Origin of the sequence: Vibrio pectenicida, from assembly GCA_024347015.1 — a bacterium.
In the GTDB taxonomy this organism is placed as follows: domain Bacteria; phylum Pseudomonadota; class Gammaproteobacteria; order Enterobacterales; family Vibrionaceae; genus Vibrio; species Vibrio pectenicida.
Map to the genome: position 1 here is coordinate 1,378,670 of AP024889.1, position 24,948 is coordinate 1,403,617.

The 24,948-nt window shown below is 40.9% G+C and carries 21 protein-coding genes and 4 tRNA genes; 14 read left to right on the forward strand and 11 right to left on the reverse strand.

Going from position 1 to position 24,948, the window contains the following annotated elements; translation table 11 throughout:
• Positions 1-124 precede the first annotated feature (124 nt).
• Positions 125-892, forward strand: a complete 768-nt coding sequence (locus OCV27_RS06520) for a nucleotidyltransferase domain-containing protein (protein WP_125322577.1) — start codon at positions 125-127, stop codon at positions 890-892.
• A gap of 12 nt (positions 893-904) precedes the next feature.
• Here OCV27_RS06520 and OCV27_RS06525 read toward each other — a convergent pair whose 3' ends face one another.
• The 3 genes from OCV27_RS06525 to OCV27_RS06535 form a co-directional block, all read right to left on the reverse strand.
• A complete protein-coding gene (locus OCV27_RS06525) occupies positions 905-3,268 on the reverse strand; it encodes a DNA polymerase II (protein ID WP_125322576.1) in 2,364 nt (787 codons plus the stop codon).
• Positions 3,269-3,321: 53 nt separating this feature from the next.
• On the reverse strand, positions 3,322-5,172 hold the full coding sequence (locus OCV27_RS06530) for an Lnb N-terminal periplasmic domain-containing protein (protein ID WP_125322575.1): 1,851 nt from the start codon (positions 5,170-5,172) through the stop codon (positions 3,322-3,324).
• A gap of 108 nt (positions 5,173-5,280) precedes the next feature.
• Positions 5,281-5,766, reverse strand: a complete 486-nt coding sequence (locus OCV27_RS06535; protein ID WP_125322574.1) for a DUF3015 domain-containing protein — start codon at positions 5,764-5,766, stop codon at positions 5,281-5,283.
• Between the two features lie 348 nt (positions 5,767-6,114).
• Between OCV27_RS06535 and uvrY the strand changes: the two genes are divergently transcribed.
• The 7 genes from uvrY to OCV27_RS06570 all read left to right on the forward strand — a co-directional run bounded on the left by uvrY (position 6,115) and on the right by OCV27_RS06570 (position 9,857).
• Positions 6,115-6,759, forward strand: a complete 645-nt coding sequence (gene uvrY / locus OCV27_RS06540) for a UvrY/SirA/GacA family response regulator transcription factor (RefSeq protein ID WP_125322573.1) — start codon at positions 6,115-6,117, stop codon at positions 6,757-6,759.
• Entirely contained in the window at positions 6,759-8,591 is a 1,833-nt protein-coding gene (uvrC, locus tag OCV27_RS06545) for an excinuclease ABC subunit UvrC (RefSeq protein WP_125322572.1), read from the forward strand. The genes uvrY and uvrC overlap by 1 nt, the downstream gene beginning before the upstream one ends.
• 77 nt (positions 8,592-8,668) lie before the next feature.
• Complete coding sequence (gene pgsA, locus OCV27_RS06550) at positions 8,669-9,226, forward strand: CDP-diacylglycerol--glycerol-3-phosphate 3-phosphatidyltransferase (protein WP_125322571.1); 558 nt, start codon at positions 8,669-8,671, stop codon at positions 9,224-9,226.
• A gap of 232 nt (positions 9,227-9,458) precedes the next feature.
• Positions 9,459-9,532 (forward strand) — tRNA-Cys (locus tag OCV27_RS06555).
• A gap of 3 nt (positions 9,533-9,535) precedes the next feature.
• Positions 9,536-9,611: transfer RNA gene (locus OCV27_RS06560), tRNA-Gly, on the forward strand.
• 70 nt (positions 9,612-9,681) lie between these two features.
• A tRNA-Leu gene (locus OCV27_RS06565) sits at positions 9,682-9,768 on the forward strand.
• A 13-nt stretch (positions 9,769-9,781) separates the two neighbouring features.
• Positions 9,782-9,857 (forward strand) — tRNA-Gly (locus tag OCV27_RS06570).
• Between the two features lie 61 nt (positions 9,858-9,918).
• Here OCV27_RS06570 and OCV27_RS06575 read toward each other — a convergent pair.
• Positions 9,919-10,737, reverse strand: a complete 819-nt coding sequence (locus tag OCV27_RS06575) for a substrate-binding periplasmic protein (protein ID WP_125322570.1) — start codon at positions 10,735-10,737, stop codon at positions 9,919-9,921.
• A 178-nt stretch (positions 10,738-10,915) separates the two neighbouring features.
• Positions 10,916-11,956 (reverse strand): alkene reductase, encoded by a 1,041-nt coding sequence (locus OCV27_RS06580; protein ID WP_125322569.1) that lies wholly within the window; start codon positions 11,954-11,956, stop codon positions 10,916-10,918.
• Between the two features lie 134 nt (positions 11,957-12,090).
• Here OCV27_RS06580 and OCV27_RS06585 point away from each other — a divergent pair, with 134 nt between their 5' ends.
• On the forward strand, positions 12,091-12,669 hold the full coding sequence (locus tag OCV27_RS06585) for a TetR/AcrR family transcriptional regulator (RefSeq protein ID WP_125322568.1): 579 nt from the start codon (positions 12,091-12,093) through the stop codon (positions 12,667-12,669).
• Here OCV27_RS06585 and OCV27_RS06590 read toward each other — a convergent pair.
• Entirely contained in the window at positions 12,666-13,769 is a 1,104-nt protein-coding gene (locus tag OCV27_RS06590; RefSeq protein WP_125322581.1) for a PQQ-dependent sugar dehydrogenase, read from the reverse strand. The genes OCV27_RS06585 and OCV27_RS06590 overlap by 4 nt on opposite strands.
• Before the next feature lie 288 nt (positions 13,770-14,057).
• Between OCV27_RS06590 and pheS the strand changes: the two genes are divergently transcribed.
• Both pheS and pheT read left to right on the forward strand, forming a co-directional pair.
• Positions 14,058-15,041, forward strand: a complete 984-nt coding sequence (gene pheS / locus OCV27_RS06595) for a phenylalanine--tRNA ligase subunit alpha (RefSeq protein ID WP_125322580.1) — start codon at positions 14,058-14,060, stop codon at positions 15,039-15,041.
• Positions 15,042-15,059: 18 nt separating this feature from the next.
• Positions 15,060-17,447, forward strand: coding sequence for a phenylalanine--tRNA ligase subunit beta (pheT, locus tag OCV27_RS06600; RefSeq protein WP_125322567.1), 2,388 nt, complete (start codon positions 15,060-15,062; stop codon positions 17,445-17,447).
• A 61-nt stretch (positions 17,448-17,508) separates the two neighbouring features.
• Here the strand turns inward: pheT and OCV27_RS06605 are convergent, their stop codons facing one another.
• The 3 genes from OCV27_RS06605 to OCV27_RS06615 are packed head-to-tail and all read right to left on the reverse strand — an operon-like array spanning position 17,509 to position 18,958.
• A complete protein-coding gene (locus OCV27_RS06605) occupies positions 17,509-18,141 on the reverse strand; it encodes a queuosine precursor transporter (RefSeq protein WP_125322566.1) in 633 nt (210 codons plus the stop codon).
• Positions 18,142-18,144: 3 nt separating this feature from the next.
• Complete coding sequence (locus OCV27_RS06610; protein ID WP_125322565.1) at positions 18,145-18,465, reverse strand: hypothetical protein; 321 nt, start codon at positions 18,463-18,465, stop codon at positions 18,145-18,147.
• The gene (locus OCV27_RS06615; RefSeq protein ID WP_337969416.1) at positions 18,452-18,958 is read right to left on the reverse strand and encodes a helix-turn-helix domain-containing protein; all 507 of its coding nucleotides are present in this window, start codon (positions 18,956-18,958) and stop codon (positions 18,452-18,454) included. Before OCV27_RS06615 ends, OCV27_RS06610 begins: the two co-directional genes overlap by 14 nt.
• A gap of 262 nt (positions 18,959-19,220) precedes the next feature.
• Between OCV27_RS06615 and OCV27_RS06620 the strand changes: the two genes are divergently transcribed.
• Entirely contained in the window at positions 19,221-19,670 is a 450-nt protein-coding gene (locus tag OCV27_RS06620; RefSeq protein ID WP_125323355.1) for a GyrI-like domain-containing protein, read from the forward strand.
• Between the two features lie 69 nt (positions 19,671-19,739).
• On the opposite strand, the gene OCV27_RS06625 is transcribed toward OCV27_RS06620, so the two are convergent.
• A complete protein-coding gene (locus OCV27_RS06625) occupies positions 19,740-21,089 on the reverse strand; it encodes an MATE family efflux transporter (protein ID WP_125323356.1) in 1,350 nt (449 codons plus the stop codon).
• Between the two features lie 104 nt (positions 21,090-21,193).
• Here OCV27_RS06625 and OCV27_RS06630 point away from each other — a divergent pair, with 104 nt between their 5' ends.
• Complete coding sequence (locus OCV27_RS06630; RefSeq protein ID WP_125323357.1) at positions 21,194-22,156, forward strand: LysR family transcriptional regulator; 963 nt, start codon at positions 21,194-21,196, stop codon at positions 22,154-22,156.
• Here the strand turns inward: OCV27_RS06630 and dld are convergent.
• Complete coding sequence (gene dld / locus OCV27_RS06635; protein WP_125323358.1) at positions 22,153-23,856, reverse strand: D-lactate dehydrogenase; 1,704 nt, start codon at positions 23,854-23,856, stop codon at positions 22,153-22,155. The genes OCV27_RS06630 and dld overlap by 4 nt on opposite strands.
• A 447-nt stretch (positions 23,857-24,303) precedes the next feature.
• Here dld and OCV27_RS06640 point away from each other — a divergent pair, with 447 nt between their 5' ends.
• The gene (locus OCV27_RS06640; protein ID WP_125322356.1) at positions 24,304-24,927 is read left to right on the forward strand and encodes a bifunctional 4-hydroxy-2-oxoglutarate aldolase/2-dehydro-3-deoxy-phosphogluconate aldolase; all 624 of its coding nucleotides are present in this window, start codon (positions 24,304-24,306) and stop codon (positions 24,925-24,927) included.
• Positions 24,928-24,948: the final 21 nt, after the last annotated feature.

Consider the following 24,948-nt stretch of genomic DNA (forward strand, 5'->3'; position numbering starts at 1 on the left):
TCAGCATGGAATAGAGTTGTCGTATTATATACATAGAGTTAAAACGAAGGAATATCTTGATTCGTGCCAATGTGTGGGCGAACATTAGAAGACAGAGTATTTAAAAAATATTGTAATCAGTTATATGCATCTTTCAATTATTGATCCTAAACAGCCATTTCAGGAAACGTACCAACCTGCTATTGATGAGCTTGTCATTTTTCTTAAGAGTGGATTGGGAGAAAACCTCCATAGTGTCTATATCTATGGCAGTGTTGCACGTAAACGAGCTGAGCCTAATCTATCAAATCTTGATGTTCTAGTGGTCTCCCATGAGAGCTTTAGTGATATGAGAACAACTTTGTTTAACTCGATAAAATGGCGTTTTCAGAAGTCATATCCATTTATCAATGGGGTATCTTTAACAAATACCTTAGCGCAAGATATAGCGAGTCTAGACAGTATATTTTCTTGGGGGTTTCAATTGCGTCACTGTTCAGTGTGCGTGTATGGTGAAAATTTAGCTGAGTGCTTTGGTGATTATGAACCCAGTTGGGAGGTTGCAAAACATTGGAACATGGATGTTGAAAACTGGGTTGCTGTTTATCGGAATCGAATTGCCCGTTCAGCCACTCCAGAAGAACAGGTGAAATCACAAATTATTATCGCGAAAAAATTACTTCGTGCCAGTTATTCTCTTGTGATGTACAAAGATAAAAATTGGTTCGATGATCCGATTGAATGTGGAAACCAGTTTTTGCGTTATTTCCCAGAGAAAAAAATTGAAATTGAAAGGCTTGGAATTTTATTGTCTGGTCGGTTTATTGCCAAGCGGTCTGTTATAGGCATCTTTGATGGTTTTGGAGAGTGGTTAGTTAAGCAGTACCAAAAAACAGAGTTTCGTATTGGTTGAGCTTATTGAGACTTAGAACAAGCCAAGTTGGGGTTCACAAAGGCTTGCGAAATTGATACCGACAAATGGAAGAATAGCTTCCGCGACAGGTTTGAGTTGTTTATCGATATAGTGTTGGTAATCAATTGGGCTCTTTTGATATTCCAGCGGCTCAGGGCCGGTAAGGGTAATGAGGTATTCAATCCTGCCTTTATTTTGATATTGCAGAGGTCTTCCTAGTTGGGCATTAATATTGTCTGCTAAACGGGCAGCTTTTACCTGGGGAGGGATGTTTTTTTGATATTCATGTAATTTTCGACGTAAGCGTTTTTGATAAACAAGTTCTGAATCAAATTTTCCAGCGAGTGTTTGCTCAACAAATTCTTGGATAAACTCCGTAGGATCTTGTTCTTGAAAAACCATTGAATAGAGCTGGTACTGAAAACGTTGAGAAAGGCGAGTCCAATCAGTACGTGCACTTTCTAATCCCTTAAAGATGATCTTTTCTGACTCACCTTCACCAATAAGTCCAGCATATCGCTTTTTTGACCCTGTTTCCTGACCTCGGATCGTCGGCATTAAAAATTTCCTATAATGCGTTTCGTATTCCAACTCGAGAATCGATGTCAGGTTGTATTGTTCTCTAAGTCGTTTCGTCCACCAATGATTTATATCTTCTACAAGTTCTTGTCCAATTTTGTCGGCTTGCGCTTGTGAAAATTTGCCATTTAATGAAACAAATGTTGAATCCGTATCGCCATAGATAACTTTATACCCCTTATCTTCGATCAGTTGTTTGGTTTGTTTCATTATTTCGTGCCCACGCATGGTTATACTTGAAGCCAAACGCGTATCAAAAAATCGGCAACCAGAAGAACCTAATACACCGTAAAACGAGTTCATGATAATTTTTATAGCTTGAGAAAATGTTTTTTCGTTTTTGCTCTTGGCTTGATCTCGCGCTGCCCATAGCTTTTCTATCATGGCAGGTAGAAAATGTTTACTACGATGGAACTGACCACCGCGAAAACCTTCTACTGCTTGGTGCTTATGTTTACCAATAGCTAACTTGAGACCCTCGATTAATCCCATGGGATCGATAAGAAACGAGCGAATAATAGACGGATAGAGGCTTTTAAAGTCCAGCACTAGGACTGAGTCATATAAATTGGGTATCGAGTCCATGACATAACCACCTGGGCTCGCTAGCCAGTTCTCAGGGTGTAAGTTTGGTGCGACATAGCCTGATCGATGGAGCTGAGGCAAATAAAGATTAGTGAACGCGGCAACGGAGCCTCCTACACGATCAAGCTCAACACCTGTCAGTTTTGCCCGTTCGATGGCAAACTCTAGCAAATGGGTTTGGGAGAATATTTTATTAACCAGGATGCAGTCATGGAGATTATACTTCGCTAGAGAAGGTTTATCTTTTAGAAACATCTGGTTAATTTCATCCATTCTGTCATGTACATTATGAATTTTTTTGCCTTCGCCTAGTAGTTCTTGTGATACGGACTCAAGTGACCAGCTGCGAAAGTGATATGTGGCCGTTTTGAGTGTATCAATACCATCCATTACAACTCTGCCAGGAATTGAAACGAAGGCTTGCTGAGTATTTGCTGATGTTCGGAAAAAACTATTTTGATTAGCTCGACCTATTTGCAGTCGGATTTTATGCCACTCAGAACGTTTGTGTAATAGCCGAAAATCAAAGTCGATGACGTTCCAGCCAATAACAACGTCAGGATCAAATTGTGTGAACCAGCGGATCAATGCATGCAGAAGTTGTTTTTCATCTGATACCCACTCAATAGCAGTTTCCGCTTGTTGGTCATCGCCAATCATAATGACACGGCTATCCATTGGACTGTCGAGACCGACTGAATACAATATGCCTTTCTCAGAACACTCGATATCTAATGAAACCACTTTTAAGTGAGGAATATAATCAAATTGGCGACATTTGACGTTATTAAATCGTGTATGGCCGTGTCTGACTTGAGGCTCACCTGTAAACTCGAGGCTCCCTTGAATAAAACGCTCCATTAGATAGCGGTCAGCAAGACGAATATCATCTTCTAGTACTAAGGTATCCGTCTGTTTAAGTGCTTGGCTTAGTTGCTGTGCTTGTTTAATGCCTGAGCAGTAGCATGCAGCAAGTTCAATAGCATCAAAGCTAGTGAGTGAAAGTGGTTTAATGGTGACGCTTAGGTTGAGTTTTTCGATGAGCACCTGACATTGAAGGATGGATTTTTGTGGAATGAAGAAGACAGGTTTTTCTCCGTCTACTAGCAACTGAACAGGGCCATTATCAGTGGTAAGCCAGAGTTCAATCTGAGTGTGACCAGAAATATCTCTGGCTTGGCGAGTGAGTAAAAAACCGTGCTGGACAGACATGGACAGTGCTCTACAAGAAATTCGGAACTAGTTTAACATAAGCTCAATAGTGCCTAATAATAAATAAAACCAGTGAGTTTTGCGCCAATATCATCTGACTGCCATTTCTGGTATGTGAGTTGAGTTCTAAGAGCGAAATTACTGTTAAATGACCAATTCCAATTGATGTTGATGTTGGAATGATTGTGTTGGTCAGAATCAATGAGTGCAAGATACTGAGCTTGTACTCCGAATCTGTGCTTACTGCTGATTTGAAAAAGCGCTCCTGCCTCAACCCCCAAACCTGGGACTAAGCTGTAGTCGGTCAGTTCTCCACCATTCAATTCACCTGAAAGCAGAGAGTAGAAATGAGTCTGATCTGATGCTCCCCATGCCTTACCATAACCTCCTTGTGCGAACCAACGACCTGACATAGCTTGTGAAATCGGCTGGCGATCAAATCCAGTACGCATATTCCATGACCAGCTATCAAAGATTCTATTGCTAGGAGCAAGAGCCATAGTATCGAGGAAATAAAATCGCTCAAGCCTTGTTGTGCCTTCCTTGTCGATGCTTAATTGTGTATCGAGAAAATTGATTTGTGCGCCTGCCACAAAGCCATCTTGTGAATCGAGTAAATCATGATAAGCGGCTCGCCATTCTAATGTGGCTTGATTATTTTTGGCATTCCAATATTGATAACTTAAACCGAAACGAGCAGAAGCATGGCCTTGTTCAGGTGATACTGAAGGCATCTCAACGGCTGAAAAAGGAGAGTCGACTTTTATTCTACTTCTTTGGTAAAGTAGTTGGGTCAGGCGCTTGGCTGTTGGATCACGCTCTAAACCTTGATCGTATAATTGGAAATTGAGCCACTCATATGCAAGTTCTAAGATTGCTGCGTGCTCTGTGTCTGAATAGTCCGCTGGGTTCGGAAAAATCCCTTCAGTTGCATTTTTAGCCGCGATGAAAAGCCTTTCATCTACTTCATTCGCAAGATGCAGTAATCGAGTACCAAATGCGGCTCGGTATTGAGGCGCTTCCAACAAGTCCGATTCAGCAAGGGCGCGAACCGTGTCTGAAGGTATAGCTTGCACTGAAAAGTGTTTGGTTAGCGAGAGATCCTCACGTGCCAGCTCTAGCAATGATAGCAATTGGTAAGAACAATTTTCATCGAGGAAATAATAATCAAATTCGGCATATTGCATCTCCCATAAATGAAGCAGAATGCGTTTAACTTCCTGTGGTGTGAATTTGAGCTTATATTCCCATATGTCTCTTGACTCAATATCATTATACTCACGAACTTTTTTGTAATAGGGCATAACAGCGTAGCGGCCAGGATAACGACCAATAAGCCCTTTTATTGCAAATAGGGCGGGGTTATCTTGGGTTTCAGGCTCTGCGGCAAAATTAACAGCGAAAGCAACTAACTCTTTGTTCCTTGTTTGATCCTTAGCATCAATACGCAGTAATGTGTGACCGAACATGGAAGAAGGATTGTTCATAAATGCTGTTGGGAAAACGAGTGTTAGCCCTTCAGGGTCAATGACTTCTCGCCAAGTATCTAGCTCTGGACATGATAGCTCAGCACTTCTACCTTGTTGGCTTTCAAGCCAGGTGTAGCGTGCTGGATAACGACACTGTGTCTGCTTGGCAAGTTCTTTATCAGATGAATAGAGTAGGTCTATGGTCGCTTGTAACTCGGCTATCGGTGAATTCATACCATCTGGAGAAAGGAAAAACGACTCATTGTCGATAGTACTGTTATAACCGGATAATAGACCGGGAAGATAATGGCCTAATTTTAGCCAGTATGCATCCTGCGATAGCTCTCTCACCTCCAATTGGGTGGTAGCGTAGGTACTAGGCACTATCAAGCTTAAGCTAAGTAATTGGGAAATCTTGATTCGGAAGGACTTCATAAAAGAGATGTTCTTGTATTAGCTAACAGCGAATGGCTCGTGATTTATCGGTATTTGTAACTGATAAAAGAAAAATGCCACCGAAGTGGCACCTAGAATTTAGCGATTTTAAATTGCGTAGTTAGCAAGCTTTGTATCGCTAGCAACCATTTGATTTAGGTTGGTAAACACTTGTTGAGATGTCACATTTTCTGAAACGAAAACTTGTGCAAAGTTTTCTTGCACCATTGAGTTGAATGTTGCTTTGTCAGCTTCGTTTATGCCCCAGACTTCAGAAAGTGTCGCTAAAGTTTCACCTTGACCTTTGGCCATGTCACGAGCTAAGTTGTCGATGTTTCCATCGATAAACATGGCTAATTTCTGTGAAGAAGTCACTTTACCTGTACCGTCACAGCCGAGAGTACCAAAAGTGATACCAAAAGTTTGGTTGCCAGATGTACCGTTTGTTGTTGCCGCAAGGATTTTAGATACTTTTCCTTCATTACCATCAAAGACCATAGTTCCTAATCCACAGCCAACGTCATTGTCTGCCATCACAAGACCAGACATAGGTAATGTAGATGCCAGTACTGTCGCTGCTAGAAGCTTTTTCATAACATATCCTTAGAAGTCATAATTAAAATTTTTGATATAATATGCGCTAATGTGTGCCGCACCGAGTATTAATAGATTAAATCCTTCTATCTTGCAATTACTATGATAAGTGAATGAGTGTATAAGCTTAATTTGTAGTTATAACAGTATTATACGGCTATTATTATCAATAGTCGTATGGTTAGCCTACTAGAAGCAGATATGAAAATAAGTACTTGCTAAAGTTTGCGTTTGAGCACATATTCAGAGTAAGTTACAAACCATAATTAGGTTAGAATAAGCAGCCATGCTGTTATCCACTACATTGAAGTGGGTGCAGAGCCAATCAAAAAGTGTGGAGATACAAGTTTGATAAATGTTTTCCTTGTAGATGATCACGAGCTGGTTCGCACAGGGATACGACGTATTATTGAAGACGTCCGTGGAATGAACGTAGCAGGGGAAGCTGAGAGCGGTGAAGACGCAGTAAAATGGTGTCGGTCGAATCATACCGATGTTATTTTGATGGATATGAATATGCCGGGTATTGGTGGTTTAGAATCGACCAAGAAAATCCTGCGTTTTAATCCTGATGTGAAAATCATCGTTTTAACTGTTCATACGGAAAATCCGTTTCCAACCAAAGTGATGCAAGCAGGTGCTGCAGGGTACCTGACGAAAGGGGCGGGGCCAGATGAAATGGTCAACGCAATACGTATCGTTAATAGTGGTCAGCGTTATATTTCGCCTGAAATCGCGCAGCAGATGGCACTAAGCCAGTTTTCTTCTGCTTCAGAGAATCCGTTTGCGGAGCTTTCTGAGCGTGAACTGCAAATTATGATGATGATTACCAAAGGGCAGAAAGTCACCGATATCTCAGAACAGCTCAATTTAAGCCCCAAAACGGTGAATAGTTATCGTTATAGGTTGTTTAATAAGCTTGGTATCAATGGTGATGTAGAGCTGACCCATTTGGCCATTCGCCATGGAATGTTAGATACAGAGACCTTGTAGTGACCGATCCTTTTGACTCGGCTTCTTTTTTAAAGACGGTCACTCACCAGCCTGGCGTTTACAGAATGTATAACGCCGAGGCTGTTGTTATTTATGTTGGAAAAGCCAAAGATCTTAAAAAACGCCTCTCTAGTTATTTTCGCACCAAAGTTGATAGTGAAAAAACCCGAGCATTAGTGAGTAATATTACTCAGATCGATGTCACTATTACACATACTGAAACTGAAGCCCTCATCCTAGAGCATAATTACATTAAGCAGTATTTGCCCAAGTACAATGTGCTGCTTCGTGATGATAAATCTTATCCTTATGTTTTCATCAGTGGTCACAAACACCCTAGATTATCTATGCATCGAGGTGCCAAAAAGCGTAAGGGGGAGTACTTTGGACCATACCCAGATGCGGGGGCTGTACGTGAGACCCTACATTTAATTCAAAAAATTCTTCCTGTTAGGCAGTGTGAAGATACGGTATACAGTAACCGGACGCGCCCATGTCTTATGTACCAAATTGGTCGCTGTTCCGGTCCTTGTGTTAGCGACATCATTTCAGACCAAGATTACTCAGCATTGGTTAACCTCGTGCGTTTATTTTTACAAGGTAAAGACCAAAAGGTACTGTCAACATTGGTAGAAAACATGGAAATGGCCAGCCAGCAATTGAGGTTTGAAGATGCCGCAAAGCTGCGCGATCAAATACAGGCAATACGTCGAGTTCAAGAACAGCAGTTTGTCTCTCATGATTCTCAAGAAGATATGGATGTGCTTGGCTTTGCACAAGAAAATGGTGTTGCGTGTATTCATATTTTGATGATTCGTCAGGGTAAGGTGCTGGGTAGTCGTAGTCACTTCCCCAAAATCCCGAATGACACGACCCAGCAAGAAGTGTTTTACAGCTTTTTGAGCCAGTATTACTTAAGCCATAATGAGGCGCGTACTATTCCAGTCGGAATTATTGTAAATCCAGGTTTGATTGATGACGCTAAACCATTGCAGCAAGTTCTTAGCGATATCGCAGGCCGTAAAGTTCATTTCCATTTGAAACCTACTGGAGCGCGTTCACGTTACCTAAAACTTGCCAATACCAATGCATTAACAGCGGTAACCAGTAAAATTAATCACAAGATGACCATATCTCAACGTTTTAAAGCACTGCGTGAATTGCTAAATATCGATAGTATTGTGCGGATGGAGTGTTTTGATATTTCTCATACCCAAGGTGAAAGTACTATTGCGTCCTGCGTGGTGTTCAATCAAGAAGGCCCGTTGAAGCAAGAGTATCGCCGCTATAACATTAATGGCATTACGGGTGGCGATGATTATGCCGCGATGGGGCAAGTCCTTGAGCGTCGCTATTCTAAGCAAATGGATGTGGACAAGATCCCAGATATTATATTCATTGATGGTGGAAAAGGGCAGCTCAACCGTGCGGTCGAGATTATTTCCAACTACTGGAATGACTGGCCAAAACGTCCTCGCTTGATTGGAATTGCTAAGGGAGTTACTCGTAAACCTGGGTTGGAAACATTAGTTACACCTAGTGGAGATGAATTTCATTTGCCAAGCGATGCTCCAGCACTACATTTAATGCAGCATATACGCGATGAAAGCCATAACCATGCTATTACTGGCCATAGAGCGAAGAGAGGTAAAACTCGAAGAACAAGCGCTTTAGAGGAGATAGAAGGTATTGGGCCAAAACGTCGCCAAGCTTTACTTAAATACATGGGGGGGCTGCAAGAACTTCGCCGAGCTAATGTAGAAGAAATTAGCAAAGTTCCGGGGATTAGTGCTTCTTTGGCAGAAAACATTTATCAAGCATTGAAACAATAGGAAAAATCCCGCACCATAGGGCCCTGTTGTTAAGCAGTGAATAGAGCAATACGCAAACAATAAGAGTCTCAATAAATATGCGTTTAACTATCCCTAATATTTTATCATTACTACGACTTCTTCTGATACCAGTGTTTGTTGTGGTGTATTATCTTCCTTATAGCTGGTCCCCTTTTGCCGCTGCGATGGTTTTTTGGGTTGCGGGCTTTACCGATTGGCTGGATGGGATGTTGGCGCGAAAATTGGGCCAAATGTCTCGTTTTGGTGCTTTTATTGATCCAGTGGCTGATAAAGTCTTAGTCGCAAGTGCATTGATTTTGATTACTGATCACTATCATAGTATTTGGGTAACCATTCCTGCGGTTACTATGATTGCCCGTGAAATTATTATTTCGGCTCTACGTGAGTGGATGGCTGAAATTGGTAAACGCGCGAGCGTTGCCGTTTCTTGGGTTGGTAAGGTCAAAACGCTCAGTCAGATGTTTGCACTGTGGGTGCTTATCTGGCGTTATGATGATTGGATGGTTTGGCTAGGTTATATCAGCCTCTATGTGGCGACTTTTCTGACATATTGGTCTATGGCCCAGTATCTAATTGCTGCCAAAGATGACCTCCTCAATGACGAACACCACTGAAAAACGGGCTTATGCCCGTTTTTTTGTTATCGCATCGACTTTACAACAGCTAACTTAGCTAAATTCAAAGAATTTGTGCGACTTTATTAATCAAATTAGCCCTTTTTGGCGCATAATTAGTCAAACGATTCAAAAAATAAAAAATAGTGTTGACTCATTAGTTCGAATCCGTAAAATGCATCCCGTACCCAAGAGGAACGCAACAAAAAAGCGAAACGATTGGAGTTACAAAGGCGCGTTGGCAGAGTGGCTATGCAGCGGATTGCAAATCCGTGGACCTCGGTTCGACTCCGGGACGCGCCTCCATTTGCGACACTAGCTCAGTTGGTAGAGCGCAACCTTGCCAAGGTTGAGGTCATGAGTTCGAACCTCATGTGTCGCTCCAAATTTTATGATAGTGATGACCAAAAATCATTATCAAGATGGTGTCTCCATCGCAAGTTTTAGATTTGCGTGCCCTGGTGGTGGAATTGGTAGACACAAGGGATTTAAAATCCCTCGGCGTTCGCGCTGTGCCGGTTCAAGTCCGGCCCGGGGCACCATCTAACCAAATACGCGACACTAGCTCAGTTGGTAGAGCGCAACCTTGCCAAGGTTGAGGTCATGAGTTCGAGCCTCATGTGTCGCTCCAAAAATAAAAAAACCGCCTTTTAGGCGGTTTTTTTATGCCTTTAAAATCGAGTTCCTATATCTTAATAATATTTATCTAGAATTTTCTTATATTCCATTGATTCTACTGCTTGGCCAAGGGATTTATTGATCATCGTAGCTTCAGCTTTAGATATTGATTTACTGCAGACAAGGTAGCGTGAATGTTCCTCAGGCGCATCAGAGACGTTAACGATACTAACGTATTTAGATATCTCGTCGTTGTGGTTTAAGATCCATTTTGCTTCTAGATAGGGCATTAACACGTAATCCACACGTCCCTCTGCCAACAGATGGAGTAAGTGTGCACTTTTGGTTAGTTTTATGTCTTTAACGTAACTGACATTACGTCTATTAGCATTGTATTCATTCATTTTCTTATCAAACCATGCCCCATATGAAAAACCACTATATGTGCCTAATTTTAGATCTGAGGTAAAAACTTCAGCTACAGTTACTGTTTCTGATATTCTAGGACGTTTTTCATTATTTATAACGATAACAAAAGGCTTCTCTATTAACAGAGGCTCATCACTATACCAATACCCTTCTAATCTTTGAGTTGTTTTGTAGACTCCAGAAACACATCCTTTTACATCAGGTTTTTTAAGTTCCTCCATTATTCTTTTGAAAGGTCGTTTATTGAATTCAAAGGATATCTTAGCATTCTCGAACACTAATCTATTAATATCAATCAATATTCCAGTTACATTACCGTCGTCATTTTTGAAACGAAGTGGTTCTCGGTCGTAGTAATAAATGGTTACCTTTTGTTCAGATGGGCTTAAAGGTTTAGAAGTTGCCCAAGCTGTGTCGGATATTAGTAATAAAAATAATAAAACTGGGTTAAATGATACCTTCATATACTAACCTTACTAACCTTACTAACTTTAAATATAGTAAGATATTTAAAAGCGACAAGGGGTTCGTTATTTCTAGGAATGGCGAACATATTGAGGATCTATGCGGTGAAAAAAATGGACTATAGAGATTACCAAAATTGAAGGCCATGTTGTTATATGGCCTATTATTTATGTTTTATTACACAAGCTTTGCGAGCATTTCATTCGAGTAGTCGATGAGTGCTTCGCCAGCTTTGACTTTAGCAACATAGTCTGGGTTAGCAATTAATGGGCGCCCTATGGCTAATAAATCAAATTTCCCGGCGACTAAAGCGGCATTGCCAGTTTCAGGTGTAAAGCCACCAACGCCCATTAAGGTGTTACTATAATGAGCACGCATATAATCAGACACCTTGCCGCCTAAGTAATCAAAAGTCATATTATCGTCGAATATACCAACATGCAGATAGCATAATTCTCTGCTTTCCAAAGCATGTAATAGGTAGTCAAAAACCTGTTTGTCTCTTGGATCGGATTCCATATTAAAATACGCGCCAGGTGAGAGGCGAAGCGCGGTTCTTTGCGGGCCGATAGCATCGGATACTGCGTCAACCACTTGCAAAGCAAATCGAGCCATATTTTCGGCATTTCCACCAAATTCATCCTCGCGCTGGTTGCTGGTAAAATGTAAGAATTGATCAATTAAGTAGCCATTGGCCCCGTGGATTTCAACGCCATCAAACCCAGCTTCTAGAGCATTAATCGCTGCTTGGCGATAATCTTCAACCAGCTCTTTTATATCTTCTTGGCTTACGGGTTTTGGTGTGATGTATTCAAGCGCTCGCATGCGCGGAACCGTGCCTTCAACGCCGATAGCGGAAGGTGCAAGCACATAATCACCGTTATAGAAATATGGGTGTGCTACTCGACCTGTGTGCCATAACTGAAGGAAAATTTTGCCCCCATTTTGGTGAACAGCGTCAGTGACTTTTCGCCAGCCAGCGATTTGTGCTTGAGTATAGATTCCAGGAGTATTGGGATGGCCCTGTGCATCGGGCCTTATTATGGTTGCTTCGCTGATGATAAGCCCAGTATCTGCGCGGCGAGCATAATACTTAACCATGTCATCGGTTGGTACAAGATTAGCATCTGCCATGCAACGAGTGAGTGGTGCCATGATGATGCGATTATTGAGTGTAATGGCGTCGTTAAGCGTAATAGCTTCAAATAAATGTTCCATGGGTATTCCTTGATTGATTTTTGAATGTTCATTCAAATTAGTCTAGTTTGAATGAACATTCAACATGTTTTTTGAATGTCTGTTCAAAATCAGATAAAATAGACCATTACTGATAATTTAAATAATGAATGATAATGCGCAGCGCAGAATTTGATCGTGAAACCGTGCTACGTTCTGCAATGGAAGCCTTTGTAAGTAAAGGGTATTCCAAAACCAGTATGCAGGACCTAAAAGCAGCAACAGGGCTACATCCTGGCTCAATTTATTGCGCGTTTGAAAACAAGCGTGGACTCTTGATCGCGGCGCTTGGTCAGTATCGTGATGACAAATCTCGTGAATTTGAAACCTTGTTCAAAGAGCAAGAAAACGTTTTCTATGGCTTAAATCGTTACCTAGATTCTGTTGTGGATGAGTGTGAGAAAGAAGCGATCAAAGACTGTTTATTGCAAAAGTCCTTGAGTGAATTGGCGCAGCAAGACTTAGAAGTTGAGCAACTCATTAGCTCTATGTTACAGGATTGGCATCGTTCTATTGAAAATAAAATTTCTCAGGCTCAAGATGTGGGGTACGTGAACAAAAATAAATCTGCTGGGCAACTGACTCAGTTTGTCGTCATGGGTATTTACGGCATGCGCACCCTTTCACATACCCAACCTAAACCGGGTGTGTTGAAAGAGTTAAAGCAAGAACTGATTCACTATCTTACAAGTTAGCTGCTTTTAATAAGACGGTATATATTGCCCTGATCGGTACTAAAAATAATTTCACCTTTTGGGCTCACGATAACATGTCTAATTCGTTCTTTTAGGTTATCAAGAATGCGAGTTTCTTCAGTTGCTGACTGGGTATTATTGATAGTGATAACATTGATATGCTTGAGCTTTAGCGCTGGGGCGAGAAGTTTGCCATTCAACTCTGGGTAGTTTCTACCTCGGTATAATAATAGGCTTGCAGGAGCAATTGATGGAACGTAAACCTTAACTGGTGATTCAATGCCTTCTTTTTCTGTGGCATCAGCAACATTAATCGGTCCCCAATATTCCTTACCGTGTGAGGTTATTGGCCAACCATAATTGGCGCCTCTCTTGATGAGGTTTATTTCATCACCGCCTCTTGGCCCATGCTCGATTGACCAAAGGGTTTCTGACTCGCCATCATAATACAAACCTTGTGGGTTGCGATGGCCAATGCTCCACAACTCTTTTTGCGCGTTTGGTAGAGTGATAAAAGGGTTATCTTTTGCGGCGCTGCCATCTGGATTAAGCCTTAAGATAGAGCCAGCATGAGTGCTAAAATCTTGCCCGTTTGGCCTTTCTCCTCTGTCACCAATACTCATAAACACATGATCTTTATCAAAGGCTAAGCGACTTCCGTAATGTCGGCTTGTGTTGGAATTAGAGGTTGAGGTAAAAATGGTTTCGAACTGAGAAAGTTTTCCAGATTGATAGAGAAAACTTGCTAATGCTGTGTCTGATCCCGTTTGAGTTTTCTGGCTATAAGTGACATAGAACTTATTTTTTTCAAATGGAGATAGGGCAATATCCATCCAGCCACCTTGGCCTGACGCATACAGTTTAGTTGGGTTCTCCATCAACTTAGATGTGCTTCCTGTTTTGGTATTAAGGGTAAGTATATGGCCATTTCTTTCAGTGACAAGCAATGTAATATCATCAAAAAACGCCATTCCCCAAGGAACTTTAAGGCCTGATGCAATTTTCTGAGTTTGGTAATCTTGGCTATGTGCAAAACTTATCCATGTGGCCAAAATCGACAATAACGCTGCTCTTATCACTGGCTGCTCCTCCCTATTCATTCTAAGCATCAACCTCTAACCAACTCTAGACAGCTTTTTGCTTTATACAACCTGTTATTCAACTGTGTGATTAACTCTCGTCCCTAGAAACATGTTTTTCTGCTCTCAGCATATGGTGTGGAGCCAGAGCTTGGGCCGCAAGGAAAAAACTTGCATTAAATTGCAGCTCAATGTGTATTTCAGATTGGCTTTAGACAGCGCTTTGGTTACTATGTGGGGCTATTTACGAAGCCTGAAATCCCTATCGGGAAACCTTATGGAAACTACCAAAAGGTAGATGAGGAAACGATGCAACATCTAGAAGAGATTATTGCTAACGCTAACGCTGCTATTGATGCAGCAGATTTGTTAGTCGCACTTGATGAAGTGCGCGTTCAGTATCTAGGTAAAAAAGGTGAGCTGACCGCTCAGCTTCAAAGCCTAGGAAAACTACCACCAGAAGAACGCCGCAGTGCTGGCCAAGAGATCAACAAAGCCAAAGGTGTTGTTCAGCAAGCTATTGCGGCTCGAAAAGATGCACTACAACGTGCTGAATTAGAAACAAAATTGGCAGCAGAAACCATTGACGTCACTCTACCAGGTCGCCGCATAGAAAATGGCGGTCTACACCCTGTTACTCGCACTGTTGAGCGTATTGAGCAGTTCTTTGGTGAGTTAGGTTTTAATACAGAGTCTGGTCCTGAGATTGAAGATGCATTTCATAACTTTGATGCACTGAATATTGCAGAAGATCATCCAGCACGCACTGATCATGATACTTTCTTTTTTAATCCAAACCTTATGTTGCGTACGCACACTTCGGGTGTTCAGATCCGCACAATGGAAAATGGAAAGCCACCGTTTCGTTTCATTGCTCCGGGCCGTGTGTATCGCAACGATTACGATCAAACACACACACCAATGTTCCACCAAGTGGAAGGTATGTTAGTCGATGAGAATGTCAACTTTGCGCAGCTAAAAGGTATTTTGCATGATTTCTTATGTAACTTTTTTGAAGAAGAAGTTGAAGTTCGTTTTCGTCCTTCTTATTTCCCGTTCACAGAGCCTTCAGCAGAAGTGGATGTTAAAGGTAAGAATGGTAAATGGCTAGAAGTCTTGGGCTGTGGCATGGTGCACCCTAATGTTCTTAGCAGTGTTGGCATTGATGCAGAAAAATACTCTGGCTTTGCATTTGGCATGGGCGTAGAGCGCCTAACTATGCTTCGTTATGGCGTCAACGACCTACGAGCGTTTTTCGAGAACGATCTGCGCTTCCTAAAACAGTTCAAGTAAACTAGGGGATACATCACTATGAAATTTAGCGAAACTTGGCTTCGTGAGTGGGTAAACCCTTCGGTTTCAACTGATGAGTTGACTCACCAAATTACTATGGCTGGCTTAGAGGTTGACGATGTTCTTCCTGTAGCTGGTTCTTTTAAAGGTGTTAAGGTTGGCCATGTTGTCGAATGTGGTCAGCATCCTGATGCGGACAAACTTCGTGTGACTAAAGTTGACGTTGGTGAAGATGAACTGCTTGATATCGTATGCGGTGCATCAAATTGTCGACTAGGAATTAAAGTGGCGGTTGCGACAGTAGGCGCTGTCCTTCCCGGTGATTTCAAAATTAAGAAGGCTAAACTACGTGGTCAGCCTTCTCATGGTATGTTGTGCTCGTTTACTGAGCTAGGCATTGATGTTGAATCTGATGGCATCATGGAACTCGCTGAAAATGCAGTGATTGGTACTGATTTTCGTGAGTTTTTAGGCTTAGACGACGTAACTGTTGATGTCGATCTTACTGCAAACCGCGCTGATTGTTTTAGCATTCGTGGTCTTGCTCGTGAAGTTGGTGTTTTAAATCGTTCGGATGTGATTGAGCCTTCTATAAACTCAATTGCTCCCGTTATTGATGATACGGTTTCAATTGAGGTAAAAGCGTCTATAGCTTGTCCTCGTTATCTTGGTCGCGTGGTTAAAAATGTTAACGTTAAGGCTCAAACACCGCTTTGGATGCAAGAGAAGTTACGCCGTTGCGGTATTCGTTCTATTGATCCAGTAGTTGATATTACGAATTACATTTTGCTAGAGCAAGGCCAACCAATGCATGCTTTCGATTTGAACAAAATCGAGGGTGGTATTGTAGTTCGTATGGCTGAGCAGGGTGAAAAGCTCACGCTGCTCGATGGCAGTGAAGCGGAATTGAATGCTGATACACTGGTTATCGCGGATCATAATAAAGCACTAGGTATTGCAGGGGTTTTTGGCGGTCAGGATTCTGGTGTAACGTCTGAAACCCAAGATGTGTTACTAGAGTGTGCCTTCTTCGCGCCTGATCATATTCGCGGTCGTGCTCGCAGTTATGGTTTACACACAGATTCATCAATGCGCTTTGAACGCGGTGTCGATTACGCACTGCAAGCAAGTGCTATGGAACGTGCAACAGAGCTTTTGGTTGAAATCTGTGGCGGTGAAGTCGCTCCCATTGTTGCTGTTGAATCAGCCAGCGATTTGCCAAAACCTAACACCGTTGCATTGCGACGTACTAAGCTTGATCGTCTACTTGGCCATCATATTACCGACGCAGATGTCGTTGAGATTTTAGAGCGTTTGGGTATGCAAGTAGTGACAACCGAAGCCGGTTGGGCATCGACTGCACCAACGTGGCGCTTTGATATTGCCATCGAGCAAGATTTGATCGAAGAAGTTGGTCGAATCTACGGTTATGATAATATCCCAAATCAGAGCCCAGCCGCTGATCTGAAAATGCACGATCATGTTGAAGCGAATATTCCGCTGAAACGCGTTCGTAACTTGCTCGTGGATCGTGGCTTCCAAGAAGCCATCACATATAGCTTTGTTGAGCCAGAGCAGCAAAAACTGATTGTGCCAGATGCTGAGCCTCTGATCCTACCTTTCCCAATTTCTGCTGATATGTCAGCAATGCGTCTAGGTTTAATCCAAGGTCTACTCAACACAGTAGTTCACAACCAAAAACGTCAACAGCCGCGTGTTCGTTTGTTCGAATATGGGCTGCGCTTTATTCCTTGCGAGTCTGCAGAAAACGGCATGCGCCAAGAACCAATGCTGGCTGGTGTGATAGCAGGTGCTCGTAGTGAAGAGCATTGGGATATAGAAACCAACACGGTTGATTTTTTCGATTTGAAAGGCGATCTTGAAGCGATTTTGGAATTGTCTGCCAATGAAAAAGCGTACTCTTTTGCTACGGTCAAGCATCCGGCATTGCACCCGGGACAATCTGCTGCAATCATGGTTGATGGAAAAGAAGTCGGCGTAATTGGTACCGTTCACCCAGAGCTTGAGCGTAGGCTTGGCCTAAACGGTCGCACGATTGTGTTTGAAATCGAGTGGTCTACCATCAATACCAAAGTTATTCCAGAAGCTGTGCAGCTTTCTAAATTTCCTTCAAATCGTCGTGATATCGCACTTGTTGTTGATGATACCATCGCTTCAGGTGGCATAGTTGCCGCGTGCGTAGAAAAAGGTGGTGAGTTCTTAAAAGATGCGCGCCTTTTCGATGTGTATGTAGGTAAAGGTGTTGAAGAAGGTAAGAAGAGCCTAGCCATTGCGCTAACACTTCAGTCGGTAGAGCGTACCTTGGAAGATGCAGATATAGCGGGTGCAGTTGATGCAATTGTTGCCCATGTATCTGAAAAATTTGGTGCCTCTCTTCGCGACTAATCAGCAATAAATGTATAGTAAAAACCTGCCACTAGGCAGGTTTTTTTGTAAGTACAGATCACTAATTTGAAAAGCAGTATTCATCTCTATCACGGATCAGATTAATGACCCAAATAGCTGGTGGGAGCAGGATTAATTGCGCAACTAACTTCACAACACTGGACCAAAAAATAATATTGAGCAGTAAGTTGTTTTCTTTTACACCCAAGAAAGCCAAAACTAGGAATAACTTAACATCGACTAAAGCAACAAAAAATGTAGAAAGTGTAATGCGCAAGGCAATATTTTTAATCCTAATTGCAGTAAATAAAACTCCAAACATAGACATAGAAACAAAGTAGGCACATAACGATGATAAGTAAACACGATAGTTACCTAAACTGTAAACTGAGTTAAAACTATGGTTGTAGTTTGATTCAGTATTGATTCCTGGAATAATCGCGGCCATATACATTAAGCTTATAAAAAAAAGATAGCCTAAATACGCCATAGTTATACATCTAAAATAAGTTTTTGGTGATCGTGTAGCGATAATGATTGATGAAAAGAAATAAACAAACGGGTAGGTAAAGAATCCAGCAGTTAAGTAAATACCAAATACTTCTATAGCTTTTTCTGACGCTAAGTTTGATGCTGTAAGAAAGCAAAAAATACCAAGAGTTGCCACCATAGTCGAGGTTTCAAGCAGCTTCAAGAGTCATTGCTCCATAAGGTGATAAATAGCTATAAAGTTTTCATTACTTATCCTTAGCTTTTTTCTAATTGAAGGTGTTAGGAGACTTTTCATTGAGACGGTTACCGGAATATCGGATATCTCCATCTCAATGGTTTTGTCTTTTACGTTAATAGAACGAATGCGTTCATCAGAAATTGAGTATATTCCCTTATGAAGCTCGATATCATGCTTATCAATATAAGCATATTTAAACATCTCCTTATCAATAAATCCTACTAATCCGTCGATAGAATATAAGTTAGAGCGTTTTTTTCTTATTTTAAATAAGTTAAATTTTGACATTTTTAAGTTGCATGATTGGGTAGTTATCTTCGTGAATTATCCTATTGGAAGATATAAAAATAAAATTATTGTCTTCTTCTATTACTTTTCTAAGCACAACTTCTCCTGATTTTGATATACAAATATAATGGTTTTTGTTTTTTAATGGAGGGACAAATTGTTCAAATATTAGCTGACTGCTTTTAGGCAAAGTGTCAATTAATAGGTTGTTTTTAATGTAGATGTCAGTGTCTCTTTTTTTACATAACTCTATAATGTCAGTATTTAGTCTATCAAAGTGATATGGAGGAACTGCATCATCTGAAAGATCTGAAAAATTAATATTATAGTAATCACAAATTTTTCCAACCGTTTCTATCGTCGGATTACTATTTTTACCTGAATACAAGCTATATAAAGTACTATACTTTATTCCCATTTCTTGAGCTAGAAACTTAACCCCGCCGGTATCATGCTTACTATCAGTAATTAGTCTTATTATTTTATCTATCATTTTAAATTTGCCAAACTGTGATTGTTTTCATGTTTAAAAGCTATTTCAGACAAGTATTAAACTCGTCTTGATGTTACGTGTATTTATTATTATTTTTTGAGAATCTAAATGTTTTTTTACAATTTTTCCAGTGTTTATTTTAAATTATTTGAAGGTCGTTTTTAATGAGTTTTTATATTGATAGAGTTTTGTAGGTATATTAGTGTAATATAGAATAGCGTTAAGTAACTAATATACATAGCTACATGATGAAAGGTTCATAATGGAAATTCGATATTTAGAAGGTTTTACACTAGCCGGTTTTACGATTCGTACTAGTAATTTCGCCGAAAAAACCCCATCGACAGCAAAAATAGCAGGTCTTTGGCAGTATTTCTACCAACATACGGCCCCAAACTTAAGCCCAGAGACGAGTGTGTATGGTATATATAGTAATTATGAATCTGATGTAAATGGACATTATGATCTTACACTTGCTACTACTTGTATGCTTTCTAAGGGGGTGGAGAATACTCGAGAAGTAGCGGTAGCTTCTGGTAAATATTTAGTTTTTGTGGCTAAAGGTGAAATGCCTGATTCAGTGATTGGTTTATGGGGACAAATTTGGTCTTATTTTAGTGATGAAGATTGTCCACATGAGCGAAGTTATACTTCAGATTATGAGTGTTATCTTGACGAAAAATCGGTTGAAATTTGTATTTCTATTTGTTGAAGTATTTGATTCACGAGTAACCGTTGATTTACTGAGTTCAGGTTTTTAGCGTTGCACTTTTTAGAGTCATTAAGACGCATAACTTGGTTTTTTGGCATCAGGTTTTATAGCTCTATGTGTGTAGATCGCAGATAAAAGCTGTGCGAGTAATAAAATACCAGAGACACCAAGCCCGATGCCTATACCACCCCAGATACCTGCTAAACCATAGTCCTGCATTAGGAACCAAGCAGCAGGCAAGCCAAATAACCAGTAGCCAATGGCTGTGACAAAAGTGGGGGCTAAAACTATTTTCATCCCACGCAGTAAGTTGATTGCAAGTAGCTGCCATGCATCAACAATAAATGATAAGGCTACGACCCAGATCACAGCTATTAATAAATCAGACATTTGAGTATCGAGGTTAAATAGTGTGCTGATAGCTTCAGGATAATATATAAAGAGTCCTGCGAGTACTGAACTGAGTATTGTTGTTATTATAAAGCTTCGCTTGACTGTGCGTTTGATTCCTTCAGCGTTTCCTGCGCCGAAATCTCGACCAACCAGAATTGCTGCTGCTTGTGAGAAGCCAAAATTTATATTCCAAGTAAAGCTTAGGCATTGAATCAGGATCTGGTGCAATGCAAGGGCTGCGACACTAATAGCTCCAGCCATTAGAGTTCCCCCATAAATCAAACCATGTTCAAGTAATGCTGCCATTGTGATTGGTAATCCAAGAGACAATAGGGGTCTGAGTAATGAAAATGAGTATTCATCGATGTTTGTCCATGGTGAAAATGAGCGATATTCTGATCGTTTAAAGACCCAACAACCATAACCTAACATAACGATAAAAGATGCTAGTGCCGTACCTGCCCCAAGGCCTGATAAACCTTGTTCAAATGTAAATGCAAATAGGTAACTTAGCGGGACATTTAATACAACGGTCAACAGCGACATAGCCATAATTGAACGAGCGCTTCCTAGTGCACTGGTTAGGCCACGTAAGACAAGCAAAATGAGTGAAGGGAGCATTGCCCACTTTAAGGTATTGAGGTAACTCATTGCGGGATTAATTAACTGTTCAGGCTGATCGGAAAGAATGAGTAAATTTGGAACGTAATTAAAGCTTAAAGTGAGAACTAAAGTTAAAATGAAGGACAGTAATATAGCGCCTTTAACGGCATGGCGAATTTGTTGATTTCCAAATGCTGGTCTTGCAATTCGCTGGCCATAAGCGATAGCAATAAGGTTTGCGACACAGCCGACACAGCTGCTCGCAATAATAAACACAAAGCTGTAAACCGATGCCCCTAATCCGCCAGCTGCTAGTGCAGACACACTTAGTTGTGACATCATCCAAACATCGGTTAAAACTAATGCCATGGTGATGAGCTGTGAAATGATTAATGGGAATGCTAATGAGAGAATTGTTTTCATTATATGCCTCGGGTAGTTTACCAGCATAAACTACGCTTTTGGCCTCTGGCCTTCAAATGATATTTATGTCACCCTTACATGAGTTAAAATCATGTGAGAAAGCAATGTCTGGTTATAATTTTCTTCCTTATTCGCACAATGGGCTTAAAGTATTTGAGTCTGTCGCACGCTTGATGAGTTTTACTAAAGCTGCCGATGAATTAAATGTGACTCAAAGTGCTGTGAGTCGACAAGTTAAACAGCTTGAAGAAGCATTAAGTGCTCCATTGGTGTTACGTAAGCATCGAGCGATTGAGCTTACGGCAAAAGGTTATGAGTTATACCAGAGCTTGAGTGCAAGCTATCATGCATTGGATAAATTAATAGGTGATTGGTCTTCATCTCATAAGCAAAGGATTGTGATAAAAAGTGCGCTAGGTTACGCAACTCGTATTCTTTTACCTCAAGTTGTTATCCTTAATGAAAAATACCCTGAACACGAAATCGTTATTATTCCTTCAATCGAAGAAGATCCAGACTTAGACTCGGAAGACTGTGATTTGTTGATTGTAAATACTTGCCGAAGAGATAAATACAAAGGCAGGAAAGATGTGACTTTTTTGCGTGAGGAGTATATGGCGCCAGTGTATGCTAAATCCCTATCAGATCAAAATGTGCCGCTCCAAGATGTACTTACACTACCTCATTTACATGCCACACTCGACCACCAAGACTGGAAGAATTGGTTAAATCAGGCTAATTTGCAAGGAATAAAAAAAAGCAGAGACACCGTTTTTTATAGTTTAGATTTAGCACTAAGTGCGTGTTTAGCTGGTCAAGGAGTGACGGTTACCGATCTATTACTAGTATTGCCAGAGCTTAAGCGTGAGTTTCTTAAATGCCCAGATGATGTAATTTTGCAACATAGCCAATGGCAATATTTTTGCTATAAACCTAGTCGAAATTTGGTTATTGATGAAATACACAACTGGATTGTTGAGCAAACCCAAAGTGAGTTGGGTCAGCTCAAAGCGATGTGTGAAAGTTTTGGCTGGGATAGCCAACAAGTGAATTTTGGTTCATTTTAACAGCAATTGCAGTTGCGCTTATACTTACTCATTTTTCCTATACCAGGGTTAAAGGTATTGGTTGGGTCTAGTGCGTGGTAAAATGCCTGCAACTGTTTTTCGGCTTCATAAAGGTGACCCACATTATGTTCGGCAGGGTATTTGGCACCTTTTTGAGTCAGGAGCTCAAGCATCTCCTTTTTGATTTTCTTCGTGTCAGCCCCTTTTCTAAAGATATAATCCTGGTGAAATACATGACACATAAAGTGCCCATAATAAAGCCCAACAACTAAGTCTTTCGTTATTTCTTTTGGTAATTGCTCAACCCATTCAATGTCATTACGGCGCAATGCGATATCTAGAGCTAGAATTTCTTCGACATCGTTAGAATGTATGGTTTCGTAACGTATAGCGGCACCAGCTGCAGCAAAACGATGAAGTAACGCTTTTTTGCCTTCATCCTCACTACAAATAAAATATTCACAGTCTTCGTTTTTAGCCCAGATGTCTTCGAGATATTTTTTGGCTTCAACAATACCACCATCACTCATTTTAAGAATCAAATGGTGCTGATATTTGTCCCTAAATTGTAACATACGCTGTGGTAAATGTTGCGGGAACACCTGACTAAGCCAATACATAAGGATATCTGGAAGTTCATTTGAAACAAAGGGAATACGTTTTAGTATGGCTTCTACTTTTGCCTTAAGAGCGAAGAACTTTGGCAGTCGATCTGTACCTAAATGGTGAATTGATAAGAATACATCCTTGCCATAATTTTCAGCTAAGTTGAATATATCTCGATGCATATACTCGCCCATTTCAGGAAGATGCGTAAACTGGCTCAGCATATCGCGCCTAAGTTGACTAAGCATTGCAGAGTCATTGCATCCTATATAGAAAAGTTGTTCATTTTCAGGGACAGTATTGGTGTCGACTCGAACCGCAAACACCGCAAGCTTACCAGCGCAGCCACTTGCTTCAAATAGACGTCTAGGATCCGCATTGAAACGAGATGGGCTATCTGAATCTATATTGCGTACTCGAGCCTCATATTCTTTATCTGAAGCCATAGCATCACTGTTAAGTATATTGTCGGGTGTAAAATTACCTTGCTCGATATTAGTGAGAATTTCTTCTGGTGTATTACCTAATCCTTCAATTCCAAGGTGGTTTACCAGCTCTAACTTGCCATCCTTTGTTACTTGACCAAATAGTGAAAGCTCAGTGTAGGCAGGGCCGCGCTTAACAAGTGCACCTCCTGAGTTATTGGCAATGCCACCGATAACAGTTGCACCAATTGAAGAAGAACCAATAACCGAATGGGGAGCACGATTGACCGTTTTGAGTTTTTTTTCCAATTGGTGAAGGCTAACACCGGGCAAACTCACGACTTGTTTACCACCATCGATAAGGTGTAAGGTATTGATGCGCATTATATTGATAATCACGACATCGCGATCGTAGTCTTTACCACTGGGTGTGGAGCCCTCGGTAAGTCCGGTTTTGGCGGCTTGCATGATAATAATACAATTAGATTTGACCGCTGTTTCTAAGAGGCGCCACTGTTCAACAAGTGAACCGGGAAACAGTATCGCAAGCGCTTTACCTTTTCCAGAACGAAAACCGGATCGATAGTATTCAGTTTTTTTCTCAGCGGTTAAAACGTTTTTTCTGCCAACGATATCGATGAAAGCTTGAATTATCGTGTGATTATCCATAGTGTTCTTTACTTTCTTAGTAAACGATTTGTAATGAGAGATAGTTTAATTTTGAAATTTAAACGACACCACTTTATTTCGAAAGTCTGTATATACATTCGGAAAAGGATGAATGTATAGTTTAGAAAAGTTCAATAATTTCAATTTCTTAAGATTTACCATTGGGTTGATTGCTGGATTTTAAAGCAAAGTATTTTTCCAAAAAGAATATAATATTATGTCCATAACCTGATATTTTCAGTTATCAAACGTGTGATCTCATTAACATTTGAATGAATACATGGTGCCATTTTTTTGTTCGCTTACTAAGCTGCGCCGACTTCTGAAAAATAAAACTTAATCCGTTATTATAGTGAAATATTACATCGAGACTTTAAACTCAGATTTGCAGTATATGTGAAAACGAATGTATGACCTTTCTAAGAACATATGTATGAGAATGACGCTATGACATCCATTGATAAGAAGTTAACACAACTAAAAATAATTCCTGTTGTTACCATCAATAAGATAGATGATGTCGTGCCTTTAGGGCACACCCTGATCGAAAATGGTATCCCAAGCGCTGAAATTACCTTCCGTACGCATTGTGCAGCTCAAGCGATACGGCTATTGCGGGATACTTACCCCGATATGCTGATCGGTGCGGGGACAGTACTGACAACTGATCAAGTTGATGAAGCAGTCGAGGCTGGAGTCGATTTTATTGTTAGCCCAGGTTTTAACCCCAAAACGGTGCAATATTGTTTGGATAAACATGTGCCGATTATTCCAGGCGTCAATAATCCGAGTTTGGTTGAACAGGCGATGGATATGGGGGTTAAAACGTTAAAATTTTTCCCAGCAGAGCCATCAGGTGGCCTCGCGATGCTCAAAGCGTTATCGGCAGTCTACCCAGTTAAGTTTCTGCCGACAGGGGGGATAGACATCAACAATGTAGATGATTATCTTGCTATACATTCAGTTGTTGCTTGTGGTGGAACGTGGTTGGTGCCGGAACAGCTGATTGACCGCGGCCGTTGGCAAGAGATAGGTCAACTCGTTAAACAGGCGTCACTCATTACGTTTTAACTTGTATTGCACGATTTAATT

Bases quoted from the DNA above. Each gene is read 5' to 3' on its own strand.
- pheS (WP_125322580.1), top strand. From the start codon at position 14,058: ATGCAACATCTAGAAGAGATTATTGCTAACGCTAACGCTGCTATTGAT.
- pgsA (WP_125322571.1), top strand. From the start codon at position 8,669: ATGCGTTTAACTATCCCTAATATTTTATCATTACTACGACTTCTTCTG.
- OCV27_RS06575 (WP_125322570.1), bottom strand. From the start codon at position 10,737: ATGAAGGTATCATTTAACCCAGTTTTATTATTTTTATTACTAATATCC.
- OCV27_RS06525 (WP_125322576.1), bottom strand. From the start codon at position 3,268: ATGTCTGTCCAGCACGGTTTTTTACTCACTCGCCAAGCCAGAGATATT.
- OCV27_RS06530 (WP_125322575.1), bottom strand. From the start codon at position 5,172: ATGAAGTCCTTCCGAATCAAGATTTCCCAATTACTTAGCTTAAGCTTG.
- OCV27_RS06630 (WP_125323357.1), top strand. From the start codon at position 21,194: ATGTCTGGTTATAATTTTCTTCCTTATTCGCACAATGGGCTTAAAGTA.
- OCV27_RS06520 (WP_125322577.1), top strand. From the start codon at position 125: ATGCATCTTTCAATTATTGATCCTAAACAGCCATTTCAGGAAACGTAC.
- OCV27_RS06615 (WP_337969416.1), bottom strand. From the start codon at position 18,958: ATGATAGATAAAATAATAAGACTAATTACTGATAGTAAGCATGATACC.
- pheT (WP_125322567.1), top strand. From the start codon at position 15,060: ATGAAATTTAGCGAAACTTGGCTTCGTGAGTGGGTAAACCCTTCGGTT.
- dld (WP_125323358.1), bottom strand. From the start codon at position 23,856: ATGGATAATCACACGATAATTCAAGCTTTCATCGATATCGTTGGCAGA.
- OCV27_RS06610 (WP_125322565.1), bottom strand. From the start codon at position 18,465: ATGTCAAAATTTAACTTATTTAAAATAAGAAAAAAACGCTCTAACTTA.
- OCV27_RS06585 (WP_125322568.1), top strand. From the start codon at position 12,091: ATGCGCAGCGCAGAATTTGATCGTGAAACCGTGCTACGTTCTGCAATG.
- OCV27_RS06535 (WP_125322574.1), bottom strand. From the start codon at position 5,766: ATGAAAAAGCTTCTAGCAGCGACAGTACTGGCATCTACATTACCTATG.
- OCV27_RS06620 (WP_125323355.1), top strand. From the start codon at position 19,221: ATGGAAATTCGATATTTAGAAGGTTTTACACTAGCCGGTTTTACGATT.
- OCV27_RS06640 (WP_125322356.1), top strand. From the start codon at position 24,304: ATGACATCCATTGATAAGAAGTTAACACAACTAAAAATAATTCCTGTT.
- OCV27_RS06625 (WP_125323356.1), bottom strand. From the start codon at position 21,089: ATGAAAACAATTCTCTCATTAGCATTCCCATTAATCATTTCACAGCTC.
- OCV27_RS06590 (WP_125322581.1), bottom strand. From the start codon at position 13,769: ATGAATAGGGAGGAGCAGCCAGTGATAAGAGCAGCGTTATTGTCGATT.
- OCV27_RS06580 (WP_125322569.1), bottom strand. From the start codon at position 11,956: ATGGAACATTTATTTGAAGCTATTACGCTTAACGACGCCATTACACTC.